The sequence below is a fragment of the Enterobacter sp. 186315 genome (genome assembly GCF_053290175.1).
Map to the genome: position 1 here is coordinate 121,325 of NZ_JBPTTK010000002.1, position 23,601 is coordinate 144,925.

The 23,601-nt window shown below is 45.4% G+C and carries 26 protein-coding genes and 2 pseudogenes; 18 read left to right on the plus strand and 10 right to left on the minus strand.

The features are described from left to right. The first annotated feature begins 37 nt into the window (after positions 1-37). The 12 genes from ACSVHP_RS02920 (at position 38) to ACSVHP_RS02975 (ending at position 5,982) form a co-directional block, all read left to right on the plus strand. Positions 38-472, plus strand: coding sequence for a hypothetical protein (locus ACSVHP_RS02920; RefSeq protein WP_015387043.1), 435 nt, complete (start codon positions 38-40; stop codon positions 470-472). Next, positions 469-675: a hypothetical protein gene (locus ACSVHP_RS02925; protein ID WP_015387042.1), complete on the plus strand. Its 207-nt coding sequence runs from the start codon at positions 469-471 to the stop codon at positions 673-675. The genes ACSVHP_RS02920 and ACSVHP_RS02925 overlap by 4 nt, the downstream gene beginning before the upstream one ends. Beyond that, entirely contained in the window at positions 672-848 is a 177-nt protein-coding gene (locus ACSVHP_RS02930; RefSeq protein ID WP_164472300.1) for a hypothetical protein, read from the plus strand. The genes ACSVHP_RS02925 and ACSVHP_RS02930 overlap by 4 nt, the downstream gene beginning before the upstream one ends. Continuing rightward, complete coding sequence (locus ACSVHP_RS02935) at positions 845-1,408, plus strand: hypothetical protein (protein WP_137272358.1); 564 nt, start codon at positions 845-847, stop codon at positions 1,406-1,408. The genes ACSVHP_RS02930 and ACSVHP_RS02935 overlap by 4 nt, the downstream gene beginning before the upstream one ends. 245 nt (positions 1,409-1,653) lie before the next feature. After that, a complete protein-coding gene (locus tag ACSVHP_RS02940) occupies positions 1,654-1,896 on the plus strand; it encodes a hypothetical protein (RefSeq protein WP_001676741.1) in 243 nt (80 codons plus the stop codon). 2 nt (positions 1,897-1,898) lie between these two features. Further along, entirely contained in the window at positions 1,899-2,585 is a 687-nt protein-coding gene (locus ACSVHP_RS02945) for a hypothetical protein (protein WP_219373530.1), read from the plus strand. A 139-nt stretch (positions 2,586-2,724) separates the two neighbouring features. Continuing rightward, a complete protein-coding gene (locus tag ACSVHP_RS02950) occupies positions 2,725-3,138 on the plus strand; it encodes a hypothetical protein (protein ID WP_137272354.1) in 414 nt (137 codons plus the stop codon). 198 nt (positions 3,139-3,336) lie between these two features. Further along, on the plus strand, positions 3,337-4,332 hold the full coding sequence (locus ACSVHP_RS02955; RefSeq protein ID WP_137272352.1) for a capsid protein: 996 nt from the start codon (positions 3,337-3,339) through the stop codon (positions 4,330-4,332). Positions 4,333-4,347: 15 nt separating this feature from the next. After that, a complete protein-coding gene (locus ACSVHP_RS02960) occupies positions 4,348-4,857 on the plus strand; it encodes an HNH endonuclease signature motif containing protein (RefSeq protein WP_137272350.1) in 510 nt (169 codons plus the stop codon). A gap of 18 nt (positions 4,858-4,875) precedes the next feature. Next, positions 4,876-5,301, plus strand: a complete 426-nt coding sequence (locus ACSVHP_RS02965) for a hypothetical protein (RefSeq protein ID WP_065101986.1) — start codon at positions 4,876-4,878, stop codon at positions 5,299-5,301. Continuing rightward, entirely contained in the window at positions 5,285-5,584 is a 300-nt protein-coding gene (locus tag ACSVHP_RS02970) for a hypothetical protein (RefSeq protein ID WP_137272348.1), read from the plus strand. Before ACSVHP_RS02965 ends, ACSVHP_RS02970 begins: the two co-directional genes overlap by 17 nt. Then, the gene (locus tag ACSVHP_RS02975; protein WP_137272346.1) at positions 5,557-5,982 is read left to right on the plus strand and encodes an endonuclease domain-containing protein; all 426 of its coding nucleotides are present in this window, start codon (positions 5,557-5,559) and stop codon (positions 5,980-5,982) included. Before ACSVHP_RS02970 ends, ACSVHP_RS02975 begins: the two co-directional genes overlap by 28 nt. 41 nt (positions 5,983-6,023) lie before the next feature. On the opposite strand, the gene ACSVHP_RS02980 is transcribed toward ACSVHP_RS02975, so the two are convergent. Together ACSVHP_RS02980 and ACSVHP_RS02985 are read right to left on the minus strand one after the other, a co-directional pair. Next, positions 6,024-6,947, minus strand: a complete 924-nt coding sequence (locus ACSVHP_RS02980) for an AbiTii domain-containing protein (RefSeq protein ID WP_137272344.1) — start codon at positions 6,945-6,947, stop codon at positions 6,024-6,026. Positions 6,948-7,010: 63 nt separating this feature from the next. Beyond that, the gene (locus ACSVHP_RS02985; protein ID WP_137272342.1) at positions 7,011-8,225 is read right to left on the minus strand and encodes a site-specific integrase; all 1,215 of its coding nucleotides are present in this window, start codon (positions 8,223-8,225) and stop codon (positions 7,011-7,013) included. Between the two features lie 517 nt (positions 8,226-8,742). Between ACSVHP_RS02985 and ACSVHP_RS02990 the strand changes: the two genes are divergently transcribed. Both ACSVHP_RS02990 and ACSVHP_RS02995 read left to right on the plus strand, forming a co-directional pair. Then, positions 8,743-9,522 (plus strand): HNH endonuclease, encoded by a 780-nt coding sequence (locus ACSVHP_RS02990; protein WP_447550920.1) that lies wholly within the window; start codon positions 8,743-8,745, stop codon positions 9,520-9,522. Positions 9,523-10,279: 757 nt separating this feature from the next. Next, a pseudogene (locus ACSVHP_RS02995) lies at positions 10,280-10,594 on the plus strand (hypothetical protein); the annotation flags it as partial. A 531-nt stretch (positions 10,595-11,125) separates the two neighbouring features. Here the strand turns inward: ACSVHP_RS02995 and ACSVHP_RS03000 are convergent. From ACSVHP_RS03000 to ACSVHP_RS03015, 4 genes are read right to left on the minus strand one after another with little or no spacing between them, the layout of a single operon-like run. After that, entirely contained in the window at positions 11,126-12,793 is a 1,668-nt protein-coding gene (locus tag ACSVHP_RS03000) for a response regulator receiver domain (RefSeq protein WP_447550922.1), read from the minus strand. Between the two features lie 16 nt (positions 12,794-12,809). Beyond that, complete coding sequence (locus ACSVHP_RS03005) at positions 12,810-15,251, minus strand: ATP-binding protein (protein ID WP_447550923.1); 2,442 nt, start codon at positions 15,249-15,251, stop codon at positions 12,810-12,812. Further along, positions 15,248-15,766, minus strand: a complete 519-nt coding sequence (locus tag ACSVHP_RS03010; protein WP_447550924.1) for an ATP-binding protein — start codon at positions 15,764-15,766, stop codon at positions 15,248-15,250. Before ACSVHP_RS03010 ends, ACSVHP_RS03005 begins: the two co-directional genes overlap by 4 nt. 5 nt (positions 15,767-15,771) lie before the next feature. Further along, on the minus strand, positions 15,772-16,815 hold the full coding sequence (locus ACSVHP_RS03015) for a DNA cytosine methyltransferase (RefSeq protein ID WP_447551067.1): 1,044 nt from the start codon (positions 16,813-16,815) through the stop codon (positions 15,772-15,774). Positions 16,816-17,157: 342 nt separating this feature from the next. Here ACSVHP_RS03015 and ACSVHP_RS03020 point away from each other — a divergent pair. Beyond that, positions 17,158-17,859, plus strand: a pseudogene (locus ACSVHP_RS03020) (hypothetical protein). After that, positions 17,856-18,206, plus strand: coding sequence for a hypothetical protein (locus ACSVHP_RS03025; RefSeq protein WP_447550925.1), 351 nt, complete (start codon positions 17,856-17,858; stop codon positions 18,204-18,206). Before ACSVHP_RS03020 ends, ACSVHP_RS03025 begins: the two are co-directional and overlap by 4 nt. Before the next feature lie 67 nt (positions 18,207-18,273). Here ACSVHP_RS03025 and ACSVHP_RS03030 read toward each other — a convergent pair whose 3' ends face one another. Both ACSVHP_RS03030 and ACSVHP_RS03035 read right to left on the minus strand, forming a co-directional pair. After that, complete coding sequence (locus tag ACSVHP_RS03030; protein WP_447550926.1) at positions 18,274-18,966, minus strand: winged helix-turn-helix domain-containing protein; 693 nt, start codon at positions 18,964-18,966, stop codon at positions 18,274-18,276. A gap of 25 nt (positions 18,967-18,991) precedes the next feature. Continuing rightward, positions 18,992-19,864 (minus strand): phosphorothioated DNA-binding restriction endonuclease, encoded by an 873-nt coding sequence (locus ACSVHP_RS03035; protein WP_447550927.1) that lies wholly within the window; start codon positions 19,862-19,864, stop codon positions 18,992-18,994. Positions 19,865-20,165: 301 nt separating this feature from the next. On the opposite strand from ACSVHP_RS03035, the gene ACSVHP_RS03040 reads away from it, so the two are divergent. Together ACSVHP_RS03040 and ACSVHP_RS03045 are read left to right on the plus strand one after the other, a co-directional pair. Next, a complete protein-coding gene (locus ACSVHP_RS03040) occupies positions 20,166-20,633 on the plus strand; it encodes a SymE family type I addiction module toxin (RefSeq protein ID WP_447550928.1) in 468 nt (155 codons plus the stop codon). A 141-nt stretch (positions 20,634-20,774) separates the two neighbouring features. After that, complete coding sequence (locus ACSVHP_RS03045) at positions 20,775-21,416, plus strand: hypothetical protein (protein ID WP_447550930.1); 642 nt, start codon at positions 20,775-20,777, stop codon at positions 21,414-21,416. Between the two features lie 69 nt (positions 21,417-21,485). On the opposite strand, the gene ACSVHP_RS03050 is transcribed toward ACSVHP_RS03045, so the two are convergent. Beyond that, positions 21,486-21,734, minus strand: a complete 249-nt coding sequence (locus ACSVHP_RS03050) for a bacteriocin immunity protein (RefSeq protein WP_447550931.1) — start codon at positions 21,732-21,734, stop codon at positions 21,486-21,488. Next, complete coding sequence (locus ACSVHP_RS03055; protein ID WP_447550933.1) at positions 21,735-23,396, minus strand: S-type pyocin domain-containing protein; 1,662 nt, start codon at positions 23,394-23,396, stop codon at positions 21,735-21,737. Positions 23,397-23,601 lie beyond the last annotated feature (205 nt).

Below are 23,601 nucleotides of genomic sequence, written 5' to 3' on the forward strand. Positions count from 1 at the left end.
TCGAAAGGCTCCCCCTCATTCTCTGGAGTTAATCCATATGCCTGTTACCGAACATGCGCAGCGTCGTGCTGCGCGTGCGGATGCGCTCGTCACCGCACAACTTGCCTTCGCCCTGAACGGCTATTCCTTTGATGGATTGGCTGAGCGCCACCGCCAGACCCTTAACCGTGAGGCTTTGTTACGTCAAGCAAGTACGCCTCTACAGCGGTATTGCCTGCTCAATAACTGTGAGCCTTGGGAATGTCTGGCCGCTGTGCTGAATAGATTCCGACGCCGGGAGGATGGCGCTCGTCTTTGGCCGACCTATCGCATGGCTCGTGAGGTCTTTAATGGGACTGTTCACCCTGCCGACAAGACGCGCGACGAGATATTTCAATCCGTGCAGCGTCGCCTGTTTTTACCAAAGCCAGTACATGCCGAGGTCATTCAACACCTGCGTGCAATGGGACTAACTGGAGACAACCACCAATGACGAAATCTGAATTTGAAAATGAAACGTGGCGAATGAAAGGCTTGCTTCTTGGGGCGCTGATTCGCCGCCTTGAGGAAGACAAGGCTGGTGAGTCGCGCATGGCCGCAGCGGAGTTATCCAGTGCAGTCAACTTCCTTAAGGCCAATGCCGTAGAAGCGCCGGACACGTCATTTAACCGTGTATTTGAGGATGACGAGCAATGACACCCGCAGAGTTTAGAGCATGGTTTGCCACCCTGCCGCCGAATTATCAGAGCGCCGCACGCACCATGTACGACAACGCCCGCAAGTCGGGCACACATACCGCATCAAGCCTTGCGCTGATCCACACGCTGGTTACTGACCAGATTAAATTTGATTCGGAGTTTAATTTATGACTTTGAGTATTACCGATATCCAGCGCATTAACGCGCTGGCTCATAAGCACCTAAAGAACAATGAAGAGATTGCAGCGGAGACAGGTCATACCCTGACCGATATTGATGCTGTAATCCGTGGCGTCTATGTCGATGACTTGGCCGAAAATTGGAAAGACGATGCTGATATCACTCTGGCGGAGTACAACGCCATCCGCAGCCGCTATAAGCCCGGCAAGCTGCACCGCGATACAGAGTTTATGATTGCCCGCGATATGCTGATTCGCCCTGAGACTGTGCTGGCTATCGCCCATTCCCGCTTTAGCAACGTCCACACGCACCCAGTGCCGAAAGCCGTCAAAGCAAAGCCGGAGAAAGCGAAAGTAGTGCGCAAGTTGGTGCCTACTGATTTAGATGAAATCCACAAGTTAGAGCGCTTCGGTTGGCCTGCTGCGGAGATCGCCGGGAAGCTGGGCGTCCCTGTTGAAGTCGTCGCGCATGTGCAACTCTGTCTGAGAAATCGTTGGTCGTACCCGGATACTCTGGAGTCTGTTAACTCCAAATTCAGCGAGGCTGAATGATGGCAGAGAACGAATCGCTGCACCCCGCCGTTAACCCTGATCTCTACGTGAACCTTGACGAACAGCGTGAAGGGTACGCTCCGTTTGAATCACGCGGCTGGGATGTACTGACAAAGAACCTGTCCGGGGAAGGGCGAACTGACCCCGGCCAAACACTTAACCACAATCCGAAACAACGCCCGCGCGGCTCCGTTGGTGAGCGTCGTTGGCTTCGTAAACGTGGATTACTTTAACGAGGAATTACCATGAGCAAAACTATCGTTTTAATGGAGCCACGCCGCGCGGCTGATTGCGGGCAACAACTGAAATTCATTGCCGAAGCCTTGAATCTTCGTCAAATCGATTTGGCTCATGTGTACCAGATCGACAGACAAGATCTCGGCAAAGCGTACCACGGACAGAAAATGATTCCTGCCCGATGCGTACACGCGCACATGCTTTTACTTGAACTGGCACATCGCCGAGTTACATCACAAGAGGTTGCATAATCATGGCTGACCAGAATGTTAATCCGTACCTTTCGGGCGCTGATACTGCGCCGCAGCAATCGCCGTACATGGCCGCACCTGTAGGCGCTGACAACGGCGCTAGCCGATTCGACCAGACAACACCTGATGCTGATTTCCTGAAAACGCAGCCAGCGAACATTAATCAAAGCTGGAACGAAAGTAACTTTGCCAACCAGCAAGACCAGCAGATTGATGTTGCTGCGCAAGTGGGCGACACGCTGCAATTACAGGATGGCACTACTGTTGAGTTGACTCCTGAACTTCATGGGCTGATGGGGCAGTTTCACCAGTCTGTCGAAAGCCAGCTAGGGCAGGGGACAGTTGACGCCATGTTGCAGTACGCTGGCACACTCGACGCTGGGACGCAATCCACCCTTGAACGTATGGTTATGTCTGGCGACCCTGCGCTGATGCAGCGGGCTGTTCAGTACCTGCAAGAGAGGATGGCCGCAGGCACTGCGACTGGTTATGTCCCATCACAGGGGAACTCATACGGCCAGTCTACCGCGCAACCTGTCGGAATGTCTCATGCTGAGTTTATAGCAGCGTATGACCAGCTTTCGCAGTGGGCGCAGCAATCAGGTTATGGCCCCGGCCATCGCCAGTACGATGAACAATACCGCGCTCTGGTTGCGCAGCGCTCCGCTGGCAAACGTGCTGGTCGCTAACGCCCAACGGTGGAATGTGCCCTGCAAGACCGAGTGCGCACCGACCCGGTACTACCACACCAATCTATGCGCATGAGTCCCCGCAAGCCGCATTCTGCGCGGCATCTGAAAGCCTATTTTTAATTAACCGAGGTTCGTAATGAGCACCTATAATTTCCATGCCGTGGAGCGTGTCGCTGACGTGCGCCCAGTTTTCGCCTTGCCGCTGGGTAGATGCGGCCACATTTACCCTGAGCGTGTGCAGCACGTTTTCAATCCAGACGAAGCGGTTTATATCGTTGCCCGGTCTGCCACATCCGGCACCCGCACATCTGGCGTTAGCCGTGGGCTTTCCCCCGTGCTGCCGCCGAAGATGGCCGAGCGGATGCGCGAACGTAAACGGCACGAGAAGAACCGAGCCAGACCCCGCAAGGTGATCACTGAGGCGATACGCGCTGACATTATCGATCGCTCTGCAAAAGGCCAAAAGAATCGTTACATTGCAAGCAAGGTTGGCGTGTCTGAAACCTCTGTGCGGAAGGTGTTGAACATGGCGCGTATGAGTGCGCACTAATGCAAGGTAGTACGTTCGCCTTACTTCACGCGCACTAACCCCTGAGAACCGCGCCAGCTCTGGCCTCACAACGCCCATTTCGGGGCACCTCATCCCTTTAATCGATACCGTTCAGAATCCTGCCTCGGCGGGAGGATTCCGCACGTCTGCGCCATGACGATGGTGCGGTCTTCATCAACCTACGTAGGAGTTTTGTTTATGGCTGATACTTCGTACAGTCCCGATCTGTTTCGCCCACATTATGGCGGGGTGGAATCCGACAATGATATTCACATCGAGGCTTATGACCGGGATGTCCAGACCCGTTTAGAGTCCAAATCCGTATTTCTGGCCGAGGGGCTGTCTACATACAGGCCGCTGAAAGCCAGCAACCAATACCGCATTGATCGCCTGAGTGGTGATCTGGAGGTGAAGGGCAGAACCGCAGGGCAATCGCTGGAGCCTACCGCTGTTAAGTCGGATAAGCTGATTATCTCTGTGGATACGCTGAGCTATATCCGCATCCCGATTGACTATCAGGATGACTGGACAGCACCCACCTTTCGCTCAGAGCTGAGCCGCAATATCGGTACTGCTCACGCTAAATTCTACGACGAAGCGCACACCATCCAGCTAATCAAAGCGACTGACTTTGTACCGCCGCCGACGTTGCAACCAACGTTTAACCCGCTGACGGATAATGTTGTCTCGCTCGACCTGACCACGGGGAGCGAAGAGGATGCAGCTAACGAACTGGTTCACGCTATCAAAGCTGCTGTTAATCGATTCCTGACTGAGAAAGATATTCCGGTGGCGGAGCTGGTACTGCTTATCGACCCGGCTTGGTTCAGTATCCTGATGGAACATAAGAAGCTGATGAACGTCCGTTACAGCCGGGATAGTGGCAACGATTACGCATGGCGTCGTGTTGGCTATGTCGCTGGGGTGCGAGTTATTGAGCTGAACAGTTACCCGCAGGAAACCATTACCGGGCATGAACTGGGCGCTGATTATGACGTTACCGCAGAGGAAGCGCTGACGAGGGCGACGCTGTTTAAACCTTCCTCGGTACTGTTGACGGTCGAAGCGCAGAGCGTCATCAATCGCCAGTGGGATGATGAACGCGAAATGACGATGGTGATGGACTCATATCGCCTGTTCAACGTTGGGCTGCGTCGTCCTGACTGCGTTATCAATTTCCGACAAGCTGCATAACTGGAGGGCTGAGTCATGGTTAATGATGCTTACGGCCCTGAGCTGTTGCGATCCCTTTTCCTGTATGACCCGGTTACAGGTCGCTTGTGCCATAAAGCTAACCGACGCCGGGTTAAGGCTGGCTCCTATGCTGACTCCACCCGGCGAGCTGATGGCTATCGTCAAGTTGCCCTGCGACTTGATGGCAAGCAGTACCAGCTAAAAGCCCATCGCGTGGCGTGGATTCTTGCGCATGGCGCTATTCCTCACGGTAAGCAGATCGATCACATCAACGGTATCCGTGACGACAACCGCCTATGCAATCTGCGTTTGGTTACGCAGCGGGAAAACGACCAGAACCGACGCAAGACAAGGGGATATAGCTGGAATAAGGGCTGTAGCAAATGGGAGGCTTACATACGCGTTGATGGTGTACTCCGTCACCTTGGCTTATTTACTACCGAAGCGGCGGCGCGTGCTGCCTATCTAAAAGCTAAAGCCAGATACCATCCCTCAACGCCAGCCGATTTGTTGCAGGCTGCCTAATCCTCGGAGGTTCCATATATGGCTGATGAAAAGCCGATTAGAGCGCTGGCAGATGATGACCCACGCCGCCAGCGGTACGCTGAACTGTTGGCGCAGGCTGGCCGCATGACTATTCCCCGACTGCATCCGGGCGATGCTAATAGTGTTATGAGCCAGCTTGCGACGATGCTCGGCGCACCTGTCCCGATAGTCGGTGCTATGACTGAGCACGCCGCTGCATGGCGTGCCTGTATGCTGGAGCAAGGGCTTGGCGATCTTCTGGATGGCTTGAGTAAACAGGTGCTGACCATCTTCTTTCTGCTCTGCTGGAGAGACAGCGCCTTGCGATTGGCGGGTAAGCAAAAGGAACGGCTTACAGCGGCCAGCGAGGGTTTGACCATTGAGCAATACCGGGCAATGCACCCGGCTTACAGAGAGAATAAAGAAGATGATAACCACGATTAAATTAAGGTGGCGGTACATCGAGCCGCCGCCAATGAATGGCGCACTCGCTGACCTGAAACAGTGGGTAATGGATACCGGAGAGCCTGAGCTGGAAGCTGAATTTCGTAAGCTGCTGGGGCAGATGCGTCGCAACGGTATCAGTGATGGGCGCGTAAATGCGGTGGCTGATGAGCTTTATGCTCTGGTATGCCAACGCCAGCGCGAAGAATATGAAGCCTGCAAGCGGGCTGCCTCTGACAATGGAGACTTTGAATCATGGTTACACGGACAGACCAACTACTAAGAAAAGCGATGCGGAGCTATCTGGAACACCTCGGCAATATGCCGCTGGCGGAACGGATTACAAACGCTGCTGCATTCGAAGATGTGTATCGCTTCCTGTTGAATGGTTCCGGGCGGTTGGAGCTGCGCCGCGCTGATGTGGCCGCTGTCCGTGTCTTTCTGTGGAATTATCAATACCGACGCTGTGCGGTGACAGGTAAGCCGCTGCGCCTCACGTCTGCCGTGCTAGATCACTGCCACCGAACCGGGCGCGTGCGTGCTGTGGTGCATCGTTCTGCTAACGCTGCTGAGGGAGGCCGCTACGTTGGGCGGACGTGTGGTGTTAGCGCTACGAATCTAAGGACTATGATTGGCAGCTATCGCAAGCAATACACTGGTATTGGCGTGTTATATCCATAACTGCGGGGTAATAAACCCCGCCGAAACAGTAACGTAGCTACTCAAACAGGAATGTTGTAGTAATGGCAAATGGCGTTAGTCAGTAGCGCGGGAGCAGCGGAGGCAGCAATGTTTAATGTACCAGCATATGCTTTACCGATCATGTCACCGACCCATTTACCAATCTTTCCTCCAAGCGCGTCTGAACTGGTGGGGGGCGTCGATTCCTGTATCGCTTGGTGTAATGCCCCAATATCTTCGTCAGTTGCACCCCATTGTTTGAGCTGTTCTTTGAGAGAGTTGAAGTCCCCCGCTGTTATTTTATTTGCTTGCTCAATATTTCCTGTACTACCCGCAACTATCGTTCCAGCGTTATTGACAGGTGCGTGGAAATTATTAGTGTTATTGTTCACAGTCACGGTCATGATCTCCCTTTGCTGTTGAGTAATTGATAAGTTTTCGCAAAGCACTCCTTTTTCTTCTAATTCTAAGGCCCAATTAAGTATCATCATTTTTACATCTAAAATGATCTTCACCATATGTGAACGATGAGGGAATTGAGCATAGTTTTTAAAATTTCCAAAGAGATTAGAAAAGAACTGCTTTTGCTTTTCAGATAAGAAAGCTGTTATTGGTTCGTCAGAAGAGGCCATTCGTTCAATATCAGCCATAGGGTTCTGAACCGCGCACATCTTAAAAAGGTTAAAGTTATCGTGCTCAAGTATATCTTTTAAAAAAGTTCGATCTAGGTTCATTGGCTGCCAACTGCCATCGTGTAGCTGGGCGTAATGGGGAAGATCAAAAAGCCTATAAACTGGTGTGAGAGCTTTAGATGGGTATCCCCTGTACTCGTATTCGAGCCAATCACCGAACCCTTTGTCCCCGATTTTCCTAGCAATAATAATAGATTGCATTAATATCGAAGACATACCATAAGAGTCGGCGTGTATCATCTGTCTTAGCTGGATTACTGGGGAATTTTGCATGGGACTTCCTCTTCGCGTTGTCGCTTAGCATTCTACCCCAACCTAAAAGCTCCCCCACCGTTTTTAACTGATTTTTATATCCTCGCTTTCAAGCATTTCTATGTAGCGTTTAAGCTCCTGGGGAGCTGCTGCGTTTTTTGAGTAAGTCTTGAAGCTCTCAGTATTCCCTCGCTCATGGCCTACCAGTAGCGCAATTCTGTCCTCTGGCACTTGAGCACGGTCGAGCTGTTGCACAAACGCATGTCGGAGTGAATGAAACACTTTTCTCTCTGCGGCAGGCTCACCAAGAGCTTTACGCTTAGCACGCGAAAATTGCTGAGTATGCCACGATGATCGCTTCCCATCTGCTCGGTCTGTAGTTGACGCGTGATAGAAGAGAAAGCCGTTATGCGTGGTTTTAAGCAATGATCTTACGAGAGGGATTAGCTTGCTGTGTACTGGAACGATTCGCGCTGCGCTCTTGGTTTTGCCCTCCGTTACCTCAAAGCACAAAACGCCCTCGATAGTTTTAATGCTGCTTTCACTTAGTGAACATATCTCGTTAAGTCGCATGCCGCTGTATGCGCCAATAGCCGTCACCGCCTTCATCTCATCATCAAGCAATGCGTAGACCTCTGCCAGCTCGCCGGGTGCGAAGACTTCATAGCTGACCTTGCTGCTTTTTGCTTCGAGTGCATGACCACGCCAAGGATTATCCTGTGGCGCATCGTGATAGCGATTGCGTGCCAAATCCCATATCTGCGCCAGTGCGCTTATATAGTTTTGGATAGTTTGGGGCGCTCGCTCAGTTTTGAGCTTATCTAACCAGCCTGTAACTATGGTTCGGTTGATATCACGCAACTGAATATCTTTCTTTTTCAGGTGGGTTAACAGCACCTCTACGGCTTTGTTGGTCTTGGATAGCGTGGTCAGCTTTCTCTTCTCGCTGTATTGGAGAAGATACAGATCGCGCATTTTAAGTAGGGAAGGACAAGCCTGAACCGATGCACCAAATGATGCGGGGGCTTCCTTGGCGTAAACACTGACACGCCGTAGTTCATCAATGATTTGATCGACGGATGAGCCTCCTTGTGGCTTTAGTAGATTCCGTAAGCGAGTCCATTCCAGAGCAATAGCATCCCGAAACAAACGCGCTTGACGTATGTCTCGTGTCCCTGTGCTTTTCATAAAGTAGCGCTTCCCTTGGAACAGGTGGCGCATGTAGCTGGGAATAGCTATCCGCACGAGGTAATTCCCGCAGGGATCTAAAACTAGATAACGATCTCTCTTGAAACTCATACAAACCCCGGTTATGTTGTCGGGGCTTTTTCATGGCTAAACAGTCTGTGAAATGTGCCGGGGTTATGAGCTTTAGTCTAGTTAGTTCAACGAGTTAACGATGATTGTTGAAGCAAGCTAAGCCGCCTAAACCCGTGCCGGTTCGAGTCCGGCCTTCGGCACCAAGTGATGCAATAATTAGCTACCTAAGGGTGGCTTTTTTTGTGTCCAAATTCGTCCATATCCGTCTGTAATTCATAGATAATTTATTTTTCTGCAATAACTATATTTGATCGGTTGTCTTTCCGCGTTGGTCATTTTCATCGATTGACATCTAGGCTATTTGGCTGTCATGGTCTCTTGATTCAGGTGAATTGCAGAGGATCGTTCCTTTTCGTTAGCGGTTGTGCGTACTTCTTGTTGATTGTGAAAATCGGTGTGAGAAGTTTTTCGAAAATAACTAATCTGATCAGTTTAGTTAACGATCTTTTCAGACATAATCTAGTGATTATTTACGCTGAAAAAACAGGACGTAACATTGAATAGCTCGGAAGACGATTTGCTTGAAGTGGCGTGGTATTTGTCGAAGTATGGTAAATTTCTACCCCCCGTGGGATTGGGAGTTCAGAAATGGAAAGAGGCTTATGCCTTGTTTTATCCCCGTTTCGGGGCGGGCAAAACCGCCAGTGAGTTTCGCAATAGTCTGAAAAATAGTCGTGACCGTTTTGATTCCTGGCTTAGTGATGTGCGTGTTGGCTGGCTTGACGAGCAGGGCGCTCCTACTGTGTTTTCTCATTCAGCGCAGCGTGTGCATCAGCGATTGAGCCGGCTTTCAGACAGTGCGATTGAGCAGCGTGTTCTTTCGTTAATATCTTCTGAAGGAGATGAGCTGGCACAACGTGATTGTCTGGCTATTCAGCAGGATAAAAGTATTGAAGATACTGTACGAGAGCAGTTGATTGCGGCACGGCTGGGGCAGGGTGCCTTTCGGAAAAATTGTCTCATGTTATATCCGGCATGTCCTGTTACGGGAACGACGTTTACGCCGTTACTCCGTGCCAGCCATATAAAACCGTGGGCTGCCTGCGAGAGTGGGAGTGAACGTCTTGATCCGTTTAATGGAATTATACTGGCCGTAAATATTGATATTCTTTTCGATCAGGGATGGATTTCTTTTGAGAATGATGGACATTTATTAATTAGTGATGAACTGGATATTAGTGTTAAAGATCAGCTTTTGATGTTGGAGAAAATAAAGGCGTTTCCTGTTGAATCATATCGTTATCTGGAGTGGCATCGGGAGAATTTACTGAGATAGCTAAGTTTTGACGAAAATGCCTTTGATATAGGATGTTGTGATTCGTTTAGTAATGGGTAAGGTACAAAATGAAGATGGTAAAAATATATTCAACTGGAAGCTGTGATGCAGTAACACGTGAAGGTTCGGCTGAAGTTGTGCTGAAGTGCGAAAAGAAAATAAAATATCTGACTTTTTTCTACAGTGATACGACAGCAAATAGATGCATTCTCCAAGACTGAATTGATGGTGTGAATTGTTTGAAGGAACCTTGTAACGTTGAATTAATCAGTTCATGTGAGCTCGGTGTGAAGAAAGCACAGAAAGGAAAGGGAGTTAATGTTGATTTGCACAAGGAATTATGTGGATTCTTGATAAAGAAAGAGTGTGAATATTTTTTTTCTGTCATGCATGGTGAAGGCGACATTTTGAATGCTTTTATTCGCAAACATCGTACAAAGCAATAGCTGGAGAGCCTACATACAGAACAATGTTCGACAGAGGTGACAGGTTCCAATATTGCACTGAACGTTGTCCAGTCGGGCTCACGGGTTTCTGGAGCGTGCTGCGCAACTGGTAATCCTCTACAGGTTCAGTTATAAAGCTTTTATGTGCCATGCAGCATGATATGGTTATTTTCTAAACTCTGTATAACCTGAGTATTTGTATCGAAGCCTGAACAAAAGATTGTAGCCAGCCTTACAACATGGACAATAGTTATCCATGCGGTGATTTTAAATACGAAATCAATGGGTTTCATTGAGTCAGAGAATTGGTAATGGATGAAAATGCTTTAGGGTTTGCCTCATACTGGCGCAACTCGCTTGCAGATGCTGAGTCAGTAAAAGGCAGTTTTGAATGCAAAGACGCCAAAAATTTCACTCTCTGACATGAGATAGCGGCGGGTCGTCTTGACGAAGCGATAGTCGGTAAATTTTTTGAGGAAGAAAAAGACGACGTCGATACAGTCTATGTCATCTTGCGGCAAAAGATTTATTTCCGATTACTGCAGCATGGAAAGGACCGTTCCGCTGGTGCGCCTGATATTGTTACCCCGATAGTGAAGCCAGCACTGCTGAGCCATGAGGGTTTGTGATATCCAACACTAGCTAGTTCCATTCCCAGAGACCTGCCTGAACCTATGTCAAAAAAATGAACCTTTTAGATTTGTGGAATTTAGTGCTATGCCAATACAAATCGCCCCATAACTCATTCCCTGTTCAGCGTAACATCGGCAAGCAGCTTTTTGAGTTGGGCGTTAGTGTCTCTAGGTAACTTTGGATGCTTCACTTAAGCGGATTCCATGTCACCATAATTCTTGCGTCAACTTAAGAACGAGTCATTAGTAATAGCGAGTTTGTTGCTAAGTACATGGGCAGAAACTTGCAAGGAATATTTATGTTATATTCGTCGATAAATATTCCATCGTGTGGGTTCCTCACCTAATAAGATAAAGTGCTACTATTGCCTAGGTTAGTAAATTAATATGGTGAAGATATAGTGCAATATATTGCCTGTCTATTATTTGAATAAATTGTAAGTTTTCAGTCATGCAATAAATAAATTGCGACGGTGTTTTTCAAATAACTAAGGCAGAAAAACACCGAGCGCTAAGGATATTTCCCTATATGTCTTTTGATTTTACTCGTAACCACTCGTGTTGGTCTAAACCTATCCTTGAAAGATTGCTAACAATATCTGTTATTATTTTTTGTGCATAAGTTGTTTTTATTTCCCCTATCCATTTTAATACTTTGGGAGTGCATGTTTTTTCAATAGATAGTGGAATGAACGAGATGTAATCAGTATTAACTAAGTTGTTTTTTTTGCCCATGACAACGCCTTTTTCGTTCTCAACGCCAAAATTTAGCGAGATAATATTTGCGGCTTTTGCAGACATTTTTATTTTATAGAAATTACCATTTTCATCCTCAATCAATAAGTTGTAGTCATTATTATCTAATGTTCCTTTAAGGAAAAGAAAATCGGCTCTTTCATGTAGTCTGACGCTATCACATAATGGTTGTATGCATAAGTAAACAAAGTTATATGCATCTAAAAGTAATGTGCCTTGTTTTAACGATACATTATCTATATTGGAGTGATATCTTAAGTTTCTTCGAGTAATTTCAAGCGAACATAATTGCATTATTTTTGTGTCTTGTTCCCCATCCTGGCTTAAATAATCTTTTTTTCCTAACGAAGCTCGTCCTATAGCACCTTCAATTTCACCTAAAGAATCTGCAGAAAGTATGTTGCTTAGATGTTCTACGGATAATTCTTTTTTAGTTTTCCCTGTTAATGTAAAATTCTTGGAGTCATTCGTTGTATAATGAAAAATTGGCCAGTGCGATAAGGAATCCTTACTCAGCGATTTTTTTAAATTCTCACTTATTTGTAACGTTGAACGTATTTCTTCGGAAATTAAATCTACTGCATAATCATGTGCATTTTCATATGCATATGGCCTTGAGTCTTTGGATGTCATTAAGTTCAAAATGTGGGAAACATACGCTGTATCAAGTGTATTATTATATTTTGTTAATATTCCGTGGGTGTTCTCTCTTATTTGTGAAATACAGGAAAGGGCAGCATTTGATAACAGTCCAGCTGTAAGATTGACGAATTTTTTTATTAAAACATTCGGAAGGTCTTTTTCATAAATATCTTTACTAATAATAACTATACACCATTTTTCAAGTGCGTAATTATCTTCAATGAATAGACTATTTTCATTTTTTATTTTTGTAGTATATGACTTTTTTAATTCATTATTTAGTTTTGTCATAACCGCTGCAACATTCTCACCGGTATAGATTGAAAGAAGACGTAATCGTCCTCCAGAGATTATATCTGCAGCAATAATTGATTTTATTATCTCAATAGCAAATTGTCCGCTATCGCTTTGCATATCCCAATCAAGTATTGTTATATCAGCTTTACGGGAGGATGCTGTGATGATATCTTTTTCTTCGACATTAAAGCTTTTAGCTAATAATCCGCAGCATGCAATTCCATCTTTCGCAAATGCTTCTGATAGAGCTTGGTAATCAAAAGGATGGTTTTTAATTTTTGCTTTTGATTTAGTAGATTCCAAACCTTGAAAAGCTAATGGGGTTATTACTTGGGTAGTCACATCGTCGGGGTCAATTAAAGAATCAATATCTTCTTCTGTTGGGAAAGTATCGCTACCTGCACCAAAAGACATATTGTCATCAACAGCGACTACAGAATGTAAAAAACGGCGAACGCAGTCTTCTGAAATTTTATGAAAGTCAGTTGAGCTTGTCATTTGTTAATATCCATTATTAATTTATTTCTTCTGATGGTTCAATAATAAAGAAGGCACCTTGTTCAGGTCGATAATCATCTAGTATTATATTAAACCCATCTCGGGATAAACATTCTTTAGAAATAAATAATCCCATTCCACGGCCTCCTGTTTTTCGTGTGAATCCCATATCGAAGATTACATCGCGATCTCTAGTTGAAACCCCAGGGCCGGTATCACCAATGATATATCCGGTGTCAGTCGCATCAAGTATGAGTCTTTTTTCACCTGTCGTTTTAGTAAGCCAATATATTGCATTGTCAATTAAATTTATGAAGACAGGATAAATAGTTGATGTATAAGCTACAACTTCTTGATTAACAAACTTTGAGGTAGTAAAGAGTTCAATATTTTCTTTCTCAAGACGATCATCAAATACATCTCTGATAAACTCTAAAAGAGCGCTCCCAGTTATGTTTGTTTTAGAACGACTTAAACGTCTTGTTAATGGTGTAAAGGTTTTTAAATAACCATCTAAATGATCGAAACTAGTTCTGATTTTCTGATATATAATATCGATTTTTGGATTTCTGTCTGCCCATGCTTTCAATTCTCTTAGGGCACTTCGAATTGCTCTTATATTACCATTAAACTCATGGTGAACAACGGAAAGAGCCATGCCTAATAATATTAGCTCTGCATTATTTGCTTGTTGATCTCGTAAATGTTCAAGCTCGGTTTCGATTGCTTCTGTCACTTGAGCTGATGTTACATTCTCAGGAATGGTACTATCACTTATTATAGCAATCTGGTCAGTTAATCTTTTTATTTCATTAATGACTTCATTTGATGTGTTCTCAATCTTGCTTTCAAGATTTCTTTTTATATCTAATATATATTCCGTGTCCTTTCCATTTAAATTTGTCGACTGGAATTCGTAAGAAATATTTTTTAACTCGCCCTTGTGTTTTTTCTTATTATCTGAAATGAGTTTATTGGCTTTGGATTGTACTTCTTTCAAAGCATTCTTTGCATCAGTATATAATTTTGAGAGCTCTTTATCGTAGTAGTTTTGTTGTAAGATCAATGAATCCTCAAGCCTTTTTCGTAAATTGAGGAAGTCGTTATTTTTATTATCTAATTCAATAAGTTTACGATCAACATTATCTTTTAATTCATTTAACGAAACTAAAATTTTTTGTCTTTCTATTTGATATCTATCCCATAGATTAGATAATTCTTTTGTTAAGCCAACGCCAGATGGTTTCCTTATATCTATGGTTTTACGAAGGTTATTAATAACGTTGTCATTTTGTTCTTTAATTTTGCTATATATATAATCAATGTTGGTATCAGTTATTTCAGTGCTAGAGAAATATTCTTCATTATAATTAATAAGTTTATTTATTTCAGTATTCCAGTAATCCTTATCTAGCTTATCAAAAAATTCAAACAGTTCTTTTTTTAATCTGTCCTTTTTAGCTTTAGTCTGCTTAGATCTCTTTGATAACAGATCATGCTCTTCATTTCTACGTTGTTTTGTCTCAATAAATAATTCAGACATATCACCGTCATCTTTAAAGAAATCTCTTGCTATCTCGATAAAGAAATTCTCAAGCATTTCTTTGAATTGTTTATAAGGCTTATTTTCAATGAACCCTTCTCGCCCAGCTTTTTCGACTAATGAAGCATTGTTTTCTTTTGTTAATTCAATTGCCCCAAATAAACGTCGATAAGAGAAGAAATATTCAGAAGCAGATAATGTTCTTCGTTTTTCTATTTTTAGAAAGTCGGTGTCCGAGTCTCCATAAGGTAGAATTCTTAATCCATCTCGATAAATATATAAACCACCGTATCTATCAGTTTTCTCCTTCAGTGGAGCCCAGAGTTCCATTGGGAGTCGTGAATCACGGAGTCGGCCATGTATATATGCCAGTTTAATTTTAAAGGGACCGCATTGGGTTAATTGATTATTATTTCTCCAAGTCACAGCATGATGAATTGGTTTTTCACCATAAACAGAAACATTACCGCTAAATTGACCAAATTCATTAAACCAGCCTTCTATATGGTGATCAGCAATATTGAATTCTTGTGGTGTAAAAAAAATTGACTCGCTAATTCTGTCAATGCACTCTCCATCTTCCAGATAGTCCCTGAAGCGGGCTATAATAGGAGGGTTTGAATCATTATACATTGTGTTTGTGAAGCCTAATAAAGCTTTCTCTAAGCGGGAAGATTGTTCTGTTGTTTTGTTACTATCGCTTGAAGATATATCGTCTATTAAAATTTCTTCGGTAGGGTTTATTATAAAATGAGTTCCATGACCATCTCCTGAAAGTTTTAATCCACCTAATTTTTTTTCCCATAAGGCAGGATCGAATTCGAAAAGTGATAACTGTGTGTTTATTTGCGATACTTTCGATTTTGATATTTTTTGTGTTAAGGATTCTAAATTGTTTTTGGCTTGTTCAATCATCTCCTCAAGAATATTTTACTTACAAGTTCACCATTCTTTATAATTCTAATTGGTATATCTATATCATCAAGATCAAGTGATGGTATAGCAAATAGGCTCCAGTTAACAAATGCAGCAACTAGCGGCATAAGCTCATTGTCTCTTTTAGCTCTGGTAAGAACCAGCACCTGCGGGCCGATTGCTGCTATAGATAAACGACCTATTCCTTTCTCACCCATTATAGGACGGAAGGCTTTATTACTATCTATTGCCGGTTTATTTATGGCATCATCGTCTATTAATTTGCTGGACGTTCCAATGGTCAACCATCTCTCTTCAAATTCATCAGCTGTCATTCCTAAACCATCATCTCTCAAGATAAGAAGATTTTCTTTCCTGAAAAAATCCACTTCAACATTATCAGCATAAGCATCGTGAGCATTTTTGAATAATTCGCTTAACGCAGTCGGTATACCTGCAATTTGCTGTCTGCCAAGCATATCCAAAGCTCGGGCTTTTGTTCTTATCTTAGCCATGTCTATTAATCCTTATTAGTACAATTTTCTATGAGATGTTGTCCAAATATTCTGGCCAGTTCGCATGGTACAGCGTTTCCAATCTGCTTTGCCATAGAGTTCAAAGAACCTTTAAATACATAACTCAAAGGGAATGTTTGCAGTCTTGATGCTTCTCTTATGCTTATTGCTCTATGTTGTGTTGGATCTGGGTGCCCGAATCGTCCATTTGAGTAACTATTGCATTTTGTCGTCAGTGTAGGTGCAGGCTTATCCCAGCTCATTCTTCCATAAGTATCGGTATGCCCATCATAGTTTTTATGGCATTTATTAACTAACTCTTCGGGCCAGTTTCTTCTATCTCCACCTTCTGGAGTGTGCATAATTCTTTTTAAATTTAGAGAGGTAAGTGTTCCTGCTCTGTGCAAAGAATCTTGGGGATCGATTTCCCCTGAAGATAATTTTGTGAAGTTATAGATATAATCACGTACAGTTTTGTATGGGATTTTATTTTTACCATGAGTTATATCTGGTGGGGTTACTTTGCCTACTCTACTAGCCAGAAGTACAAGCCTCTTCCTTCTTTGGGGTATACCGTAATTCTCGGCGTTAGCTATAAAGGATATATAATTATACTGCAACTCCTTAATTACTTTGATAAATTCTTGGAATGGGCCTTCTTTTTTCTCGTCAATTTTTTGCATTCCTGGTACATTTTCAAGCATAATATATTCAGGAAGTAGTTCTCTGATAAAACGATGGGTTTCATCAAGTAGATTTCTTCTTGAATCATCGCTGGTTTTATTTTTATTTTGTTGCGAAAATGGTTGGCACGGTGCACATGCACTTAATAATAAAGGCCGTTTAGCTTGAATATTAATGATCTCGGAGATATCTTCTGGTTCAATTTTTCTAATATCTTCTTGGATGAATTTTGCATCAGGGAAGTTAGCTTTAAAGGTTTCTGATGCTTGTGAGTCATTATCTATTCCAAGCACGATATCAAAACCAGCCTGACGCAGCCCTTCACTGGCTCCGCCACAGCCACAAAAAAAATCTATAACTATCAATTTGATACCTTCTTTATACTCAGTAATAACTCGGATAAACTCATATTTTAGATAAAAGTGATTGGTATGGATATAAACTTTGGCCACGCTACCGCCCTGAGGTTATGGCCATCCCCAAGCCTTTTGAAGGGATTATGAACAACACCACGCCGATGTTCAACGTTGTTAACCCATAGATATCACAAAGTTAGTGAACGACTCGGTTGTAAATTAACCAAGTAAGACGTTAGCGAAAATGGGTATAACACATAATATTCGCCATCATTGACAAATGATCATCATGTGGACTGCCAAAAAATCGTCTATAACATAGCCAGTTAGACTGCATATGGGGATGTAAGCATGAGCACCAGAAGTGAGATAAAGGATGGGGCACTCTTTGACGTTCTCGACATAGGGATCGTCTACACCGAGGCGTTGGGCTGGCTTGATATGGGACATGCCCGTGGCAATGATGTGGTAACGCTCAAACGTCAATTCGTTGAGGGAGAGCGTAGCGGTGAGCCAACTTATTCCGTCATGTATCGGCAAGATATGGGCGTCTTAAAATTCAAATCGCGGCTCGGCGTCGGGAAGTTCTCTCACTGGGAAATTAAGCGTGGCCGGAGCACCGAAGAGATTAACAGAATCATGCTGGCGATGATGATGAACACCGCATCCAGATTCTAAGGTCTGCAAAGCCTGCGTTCATTTTCCTGGTATACGGACAGCGGCTTTAGCGGTGAGGATTTGATGCCTGACCTGTTCGGGTTCTATCGCGCAATTATTCCTGGCCGGTACGGCTACCGTCTCAAGCCCGTGAGTTATGAATCAGCCGTTCACCGCTGGGATTACTACGGCGCTATCGGTTCCCATAAAAACCATGGCTTTCGCCCGATTCTCTTTCCTGCTCCTGAGGAGCAGTGCGTACGGCATCAGCCGTACACGGTCAATCTTCCGCATTTTATGACATGGCTCAGGCCGTGGGATGATCTTGCATCCGGAGCGGTGAAGGTCATTACAAACGATGGGACATCGTTCTCATTCATGGGGGCTAAGCTATGACAATGCTTTTAAAAATCCTGAAGTGGTGTGCGCTCTCGGTAGCCACAATCTTTATCCTTGGATGGCTGTTTGTCTGGCTCGTGGCATCGGGTTCGGATGAAACGACGGTTTACAATGAAAATGACTTTTTCCACTACCACACGTTGACTGACAAGGATATTGAAAACGCCCCGCGTATCACGAACGATTACTATTTCGAGGCGCATCCCGGTGATGGTTATGCCCCTTCAAATAGCAAGGAGATACCGGTACTGCACCATTGCGTACGTATCTCGAAACGCTGGGATACACGAAGGAAAAGCGTCGCCTCTGCGAAAAGGAAATCTGGTCAAAACCCGATCAGGTAAACGGGGACATTTTCTATCTGTACTTTAACGCCGCTACGGGTGAAGTTGAGCTGACCAAAGTGATGAATTACTGAGTTAACTTGCTCTGTGGCGATTCATTTTCTTTTTGTGCTTTGCTCATCAAGACCTTCAATTCCTCAATAGTAAGTGAGGGTTTTTGCCTGTGGATCATTGCATGGCAATTGGGACAGACAGGGCGAAGATCATTTACAGGATCGAGTTTGTAGCGCTCTCCAATCTCAGAGAGAGGGGTGATATGGTGGACGTGGATATAGTCCTTGCCGGTTTCACCATATGTTTTCTCAAAGTCCATATTGCACACGGTGCAATGGCAGCCGTAGTGGTCTATACATTTGTCTCTTGCTGTTTTGCTCCGTTCGTACTTGTTAACTTTGATCTGTTTTACGGCCCCTTCATAAAAGGTTTCCGGGACATCATCTGGATAATCGATATCTAACTTGGAAGAAAGCGATTCTGCTTTTTTGATGCCCTCATGAGTGAGTTTCCAGATGCCAAGGCCTGATTCTTTGGCATTATGAAGATACTTGTAATCAACAAGCTTTTTTCGCGCCCATTGGACCATGTTGTTCCATTGGGGACGGTTGCTATCATCAGGAAGCAATATGCTCATTTCTTCATCGGTAAGGCGGAACTCCCTCCCCAACGGTTCATAACATGAGGAAGAACTAACTTCTCCCCCTCGGTTATAAATATTTAAAAGTAAGGGAATCTCAATCTCTTTATAACTCGGGAATGCCATGTTTATCACCATTAAAATGAATAGATTACTTTCTGAAAATTTCGCGTATATGCCACTCTATATAATTAGCCTGCGGATAATTTTCTTTCTGTAGTGGGAGGTGAATTTGTGCTCCTGCGAAGTCCCAAAAAAATCTGGATACAACGCTGTTGCCATTTACAGCGGAAGATATTTGAACGCGCATGTTTTCATCCACTCCAAGAGAGCCTTTATCAAAGGCTTTATGATGGATTGCACAGAGAGCTAAGCCATTCGCGATCTCACATGGCCCTCCAAATTGCTTCCATTTGATATGAGCGGCTTCAAGTGCGACAGAGGTATTATCATGTCGCATATTGAAACCGCAAACGGCGCACTGATAGTTATAGGCTCGCAATACCTGCTGTCGAAATAAGGGATCGCGCTGTTTGCGAATTTGCAGGAGGTTGAATCCCAACTCGTCGGCAAGTTCTTCCTGAATGCTTTCGGTAAAGTGTGCTTCGAGGATTTGCTGAGCTATAGAGTTAATGAGGTTCTTACTGTTTATCAAACGAGTGTAATGCTGCTCGTCAAAACCACCTGCAACATGATGTTCAACCAGCTCCCCCGCAGGAGGTTGTTTGCTGGTACCTGATGTGGAACAGCGCTCTGCGTTTTGTAGTTCCCAAAAGCCATCACCTTGTAAACGCCAGAACGGCATATCAGGACGGTACTGTGCACGCTGTGGTCCAAAGCGTTCCAGCAGGCTGTGTAGCTGATCGCGTACTTCCGTACCGTAATCAAACAATCGCGCATGTCCCTGCTGATAGTTCGCCAGCACGTACAGAAGCAATAAAGGCTTATGCGGCGCACGTTGTTCACCTTTACGCCAGATGGTGATGTCGGCAATTGCCTGTTCGAGAGTTTTGTTGGAAGCCATCGTGTTACGGGAGAAGGTAAATAATTGCGATGATGCTCGCAAAACCCAGACCAATCAACCCACAATCAACAAAAACATGAGCTTACCTCACATAACATTATTTCCTGAATCCCCCTCGCAAATTCCAAATTTCCCCCGCGCCAAACCGCTGTACGTATATTCAGCACGGTATAATAGCCACCAGAAATTACGCCGAACGGCGAAAGGAAGTATCAAAGAGAATTTAACGAGGAATTCGCGATATGAAGGTGCTGCAACACCCCCATACCGCTAACCACAACCAACTAGAATGGAGTTGAAAATGGCTGCGACGAATTTTAAGCCAGAGTTTACCGTTTGCAAAACAGAATCAGATGCTTTCACCAGCATGATCGAAAATCACGAGCTGGTACGCAAAAATAGCGCGCTTCGCCTTCATGGCAACCAGACCAGCATTGCGCCGGTTCATCCCCGCGCGGATACGCCGGAGGCCAGCTCTGCCTGCTGTGAGCTTTACGCGCGGGTAGACTATCAGCATCTTTCTCTGGGCGGCGACTGGCTAACACGGGCCGGCTTTATCAACGGTATGCCCGTTAAAATCCGGGTGATGAAAGACTGCATCGTGATTACGCCACAGCATACAAGAGAATTGTGGGGATGCCTTGAGGGCATGAGTGTGGTGAATATTAATAAGCAGAAAGTCGCGCAGTGGCTGAAGACGTTTCCGGGAGTATTAAATGATACGGGTGATGTTCCGGTGGTGAAGCGTGGAATCGGACAAGTAGTATAAATATAAAAATCAGGCCCACTTTCGGCTTTGTGTCGGGAGTGTGCCAGGATTCACCTGAGATATAATTAAATACAAATCAAGGCTCTATGTTAGTATCGCTTCAGTATAAAACTACATATTGTATTAATCAGGGTTATGACAATGGATAGGTCATTATTGTTTTTTTATAGTTTTATGGGTTTGTTTATCATTTACTTTGGGATTAGGTTTGTTAAAGATGAATATAAATGGCATAGCCTGCTGTTTGTGTCTTCTATTGTGGCAAGTTTAATTATTTCATCGTGCTTCTTACGTCCAGTGACTGGCGAGTGGTTACTATTAGTTGCAGTGCTAACTTTTGTGGTTTTATTCTCAATTGCACTATTGATAGTAATGATGAAACAGTGCTCAATGAGAAGGCATGTTCGCAAGAAGATAACGCTACTACAATCTTTATCGCCGGAAGAATTTGTTGAAAATTTAATTGCTGAGCACGATCGCAAACAGTGGTATGTCCTTTATCTGCCATCTGATAATAAGATAGAAATAGGCTTTAATTTGTTTGATGCCAATCCTGTTATTGGCAAGAAGTTTGATGTTAAAACCCTTTCAGGACGTTATTTTTACTTTATAGCCCAATGTGGCCTACAGGAACCAGGTTTGAAAAATGATTCTCTTTATTCGCTGGGTGATTTTTATAATATTGATAATCAAATAAAAAAACTAGTTCATGATTACTTAAATCGAATAAAAAGTGGGCACAAAAACCCTGGGATTATCAATGAAGATAGCGTGGGAGCATAATTTGCAGTCAACAAGTTTATCCTGAGAGTAGCAAAAGCCGCGCAGTACGCGCGGCAATGCTATCTATGGTTACACCTTAAACCCCGGTTTGCCATTTGCCAGACGCCACTCTTTAACTTCCCGGACAATGCCTTCGGGGCTGTAATCTTTACCGGCTTCAGGATAAAAAATAACGTCAGATCCCTTAGGATGTTCAGAAAGGCGTTCAAACTCTAAAACCAATAAACTTCCTTCTTCTTCTGTTTCACTTGCCGCAGTGCAAATTCTTATTACTAAATCTAAAAATTCATTTTCAGTATAGTCGCTGATAGTTTTCATTTAATTCCCTTTGTGTATATCAATATGATGTTTAGGCGTTGTTATGCTCATATTATCTAGATCATAAACTGCACCGCCCTGACTTATAGGATTTATGTGATGTATCTCATACCGATTTCTTTTACCGACTTTATCGCTAGTTGGGGTAAAAGGCGCAACACCGCTCTTAATATTTGATTGGTTGTTAATAATAAACTGCTCCATCAGCCCCGGATCCCTCGATACCTCCAACCAAAACGCCTTACGGAACTGGTCAAAGTCCGTAAATGTCCGCCCGCGTAACTGGTCTGCTATTTGACTCGGAACGGGTGACCCGTTCCCCGTATTGGCATCAGACAACCAAATCCCGCTAACCTTCTGACCTTTGCCCGTGACCCGCCCAGGATTGTGACGGAGATAAACATAAATCGGCGGCACCCCGTCCACCGGCAGAATCAGAATATAATCCGCGAACGTTTTCTCTTCCGGCGTCGGGCTGGTCGTCGCACCTATCCCCGTATCTTCAGGCAGCGGATCGACCATCACCGGGTTCGGTATTCGCACCGGGTTCTGGTTCCCGGTGTTCCACGGCCTGTTCTCTCCCGTACTGTCCGGCGTCCAGATGAGGGTGATTCGTGGATCTTCCTCGGTGGTGAAGGTGTACGCGTTGCGGCGGCTATCCCACTCCATCCGGCGAACGCGCACGCTGTCCTTGCCCGGCGGCGTATGCCAGCCGCGCGAAGTCGGATAACCGCTGGCGTCGTTCTCCCAGGTAAAGCGAACGCGGGTAGGGGCGTTGCGCATCTGCTCGGCGCGCATCAGGTCGATAAAGTCCTGCTCCCCGTCGTTCAGCCTGCCCGGGAGCATGCCAACCAGCAGTGCGGCAACGGGCGCGCCGGGGCCGCCAGCCGCAATCCCACCCAGCGAGGTAACGCCGCGCACGGCCCAGGTGCCGGAGGTGATAGCGCGCCCGCCGATCCGGATAAGTTCGCTGGCATCGGCGATGGCCGTCCTGGCGATCCACGCGCGCTCTTCGGCTGCAACCGCGGCCTGATAATCCATCATCTCGTGGTGACCGTTCCACCACGTATAAAGCGCGCTCCGCTGCTTCGGTTCGGGAATTATCTTGCGCTTCGCCGACTGGGCGCGCTGCGGCACGTCATCGGGCAACGTCTGGTAAAACGCCATCTCGGCGAAGTGGGTGTGGGGCTCGGGTTCCGAACCCGCATCGTTGCAGCCCTCGCCGCGCAGGCACGATTTTGCAAACACCCGATTGCGATCGCGTTCTTCCGCCTGTCGCCGTGCTTCGGCTTCTTGCTCTTTTTGACGGGCGGCCAGCATGGCCTGATGTTTCACCTTCGCCTGCTGTTCGGGTGAAGGGCCGGAGCCGAGCCATACGCCCGCCGGAGCGATCACGCGGTGGGTGCCCGCCGGGCAACCGCAGATAACAATCGAGCCATCAACGGCGGCGGCTTGTCCCATCCAGCTCACGCGCGGTTCGCCGCTGGCAATAACGCCCGCTTTACCGCATTTTGGGCAGGGCGTGGTTTTATCGCCGACGCGGATCACGCCGCGTCCGTACTCGGTGCAGTTGGGCAACGTGGTGCAGCAAATCGCGCCCGTGGTTGTTCTGTCTCCGTGCAGCGCCTGACCGCGACCGAAGTTCGTGGAACGGTAGCCCATGGCCTATTCTCCGGGCCAGGTTAAGAAACCCGCATGGGGAAAAATGCCTTCGCGGGTCGTCAGGGAAACGATACGTTCATGGATATAAGGCTGCATTCAAATTCCTGCAAAGAAGAAAACGAAGTGCAGCACTGTAAGGTTTTAGAGGATGAATAATGAGACACGGCGCGATAAATAGACCGGGCTAAAATCTTAATTAACCGTC

What these genes read in the sequence shown, in the direction of transcription:
- ACSVHP_RS02920 (WP_015387043.1), top strand. Translation starts at nt 38, where the DNA reads ATGCCTGTTACCGAACATGCGCAGCGTCGTGCTGCGCGTGCGGATGCG.
- ACSVHP_RS02925 (WP_015387042.1), top strand. Translation starts at nt 469, where the DNA reads ATGACGAAATCTGAATTTGAAAATGAAACGTGGCGAATGAAAGGCTTG.
- ACSVHP_RS02930 (WP_164472300.1), top strand. Translation starts at nt 672, where the DNA reads ATGACACCCGCAGAGTTTAGAGCATGGTTTGCCACCCTGCCGCCGAAT.
- ACSVHP_RS02935 (WP_137272358.1), top strand. Translation starts at nt 845, where the DNA reads ATGACTTTGAGTATTACCGATATCCAGCGCATTAACGCGCTGGCTCAT.
- ACSVHP_RS02940 (WP_001676741.1), top strand. Translation starts at nt 1,654, where the DNA reads ATGAGCAAAACTATCGTTTTAATGGAGCCACGCCGCGCGGCTGATTGC.
- ACSVHP_RS02945 (WP_219373530.1), top strand. Translation starts at nt 1,899, where the DNA reads ATGGCTGACCAGAATGTTAATCCGTACCTTTCGGGCGCTGATACTGCG.
- ACSVHP_RS02950 (WP_137272354.1), top strand. Translation starts at nt 2,725, where the DNA reads ATGAGCACCTATAATTTCCATGCCGTGGAGCGTGTCGCTGACGTGCGC.
- ACSVHP_RS02955 (WP_137272352.1), top strand. Translation starts at nt 3,337, where the DNA reads ATGGCTGATACTTCGTACAGTCCCGATCTGTTTCGCCCACATTATGGC.
- ACSVHP_RS02960 (WP_137272350.1), top strand. Translation starts at nt 4,348, where the DNA reads ATGGTTAATGATGCTTACGGCCCTGAGCTGTTGCGATCCCTTTTCCTG.
- ACSVHP_RS02965 (WP_065101986.1), top strand. Translation starts at nt 4,876, where the DNA reads ATGGCTGATGAAAAGCCGATTAGAGCGCTGGCAGATGATGACCCACGC.
- ACSVHP_RS02970 (WP_137272348.1), top strand. Translation starts at nt 5,285, where the DNA reads ATGATAACCACGATTAAATTAAGGTGGCGGTACATCGAGCCGCCGCCA.
- ACSVHP_RS02975 (WP_137272346.1), top strand. Translation starts at nt 5,557, where the DNA reads ATGGTTACACGGACAGACCAACTACTAAGAAAAGCGATGCGGAGCTAT.
- ACSVHP_RS02980 (WP_137272344.1), bottom strand. Translation starts at nt 6,947, where the DNA reads ATGCAAAATTCCCCAGTAATCCAGCTAAGACAGATGATACACGCCGAC.
- ACSVHP_RS02985 (WP_137272342.1), bottom strand. Translation starts at nt 8,225, where the DNA reads ATGAGTTTCAAGAGAGATCGTTATCTAGTTTTAGATCCCTGCGGGAAT.
- ACSVHP_RS03000 (WP_447550922.1), bottom strand. Translation starts at nt 12,793, where the DNA reads ATGACAAGCTCAACTGACTTTCATAAAATTTCAGAAGACTGCGTTCGC.
- ACSVHP_RS03005 (WP_447550923.1), bottom strand. Translation starts at nt 15,251, where the DNA reads ATGATTGAACAAGCCAAAAACAATTTAGAATCCTTAACACAAAAAATA.
- ACSVHP_RS03010 (WP_447550924.1), bottom strand. Translation starts at nt 15,766, where the DNA reads ATGGCTAAGATAAGAACAAAAGCCCGAGCTTTGGATATGCTTGGCAGA.
- ACSVHP_RS03025 (WP_447550925.1), top strand. Translation starts at nt 17,856, where the DNA reads ATGACAATGCTTTTAAAAATCCTGAAGTGGTGTGCGCTCTCGGTAGCC.
- ACSVHP_RS03030 (WP_447550926.1), bottom strand. Translation starts at nt 18,966, where the DNA reads ATGGCATTCCCGAGTTATAAAGAGATTGAGATTCCCTTACTTTTAAAT.
- ACSVHP_RS03035 (WP_447550927.1), bottom strand. Translation starts at nt 19,864, where the DNA reads ATGGCTTCCAACAAAACTCTCGAACAGGCAATTGCCGACATCACCATC.
- ACSVHP_RS03040 (WP_447550928.1), top strand. Translation starts at nt 20,166, where the DNA reads ATGGCTGCGACGAATTTTAAGCCAGAGTTTACCGTTTGCAAAACAGAA.
- ACSVHP_RS03045 (WP_447550930.1), top strand. Translation starts at nt 20,775, where the DNA reads ATGGATAGGTCATTATTGTTTTTTTATAGTTTTATGGGTTTGTTTATC.
- ACSVHP_RS03050 (WP_447550931.1), bottom strand. Translation starts at nt 21,734, where the DNA reads ATGAAAACTATCAGCGACTATACTGAAAATGAATTTTTAGATTTAGTA.
- ACSVHP_RS03055 (WP_447550933.1), bottom strand. Translation starts at nt 23,396, where the DNA reads ATGGGCTACCGTTCCACGAACTTCGGTCGCGGTCAGGCGCTGCACGGA.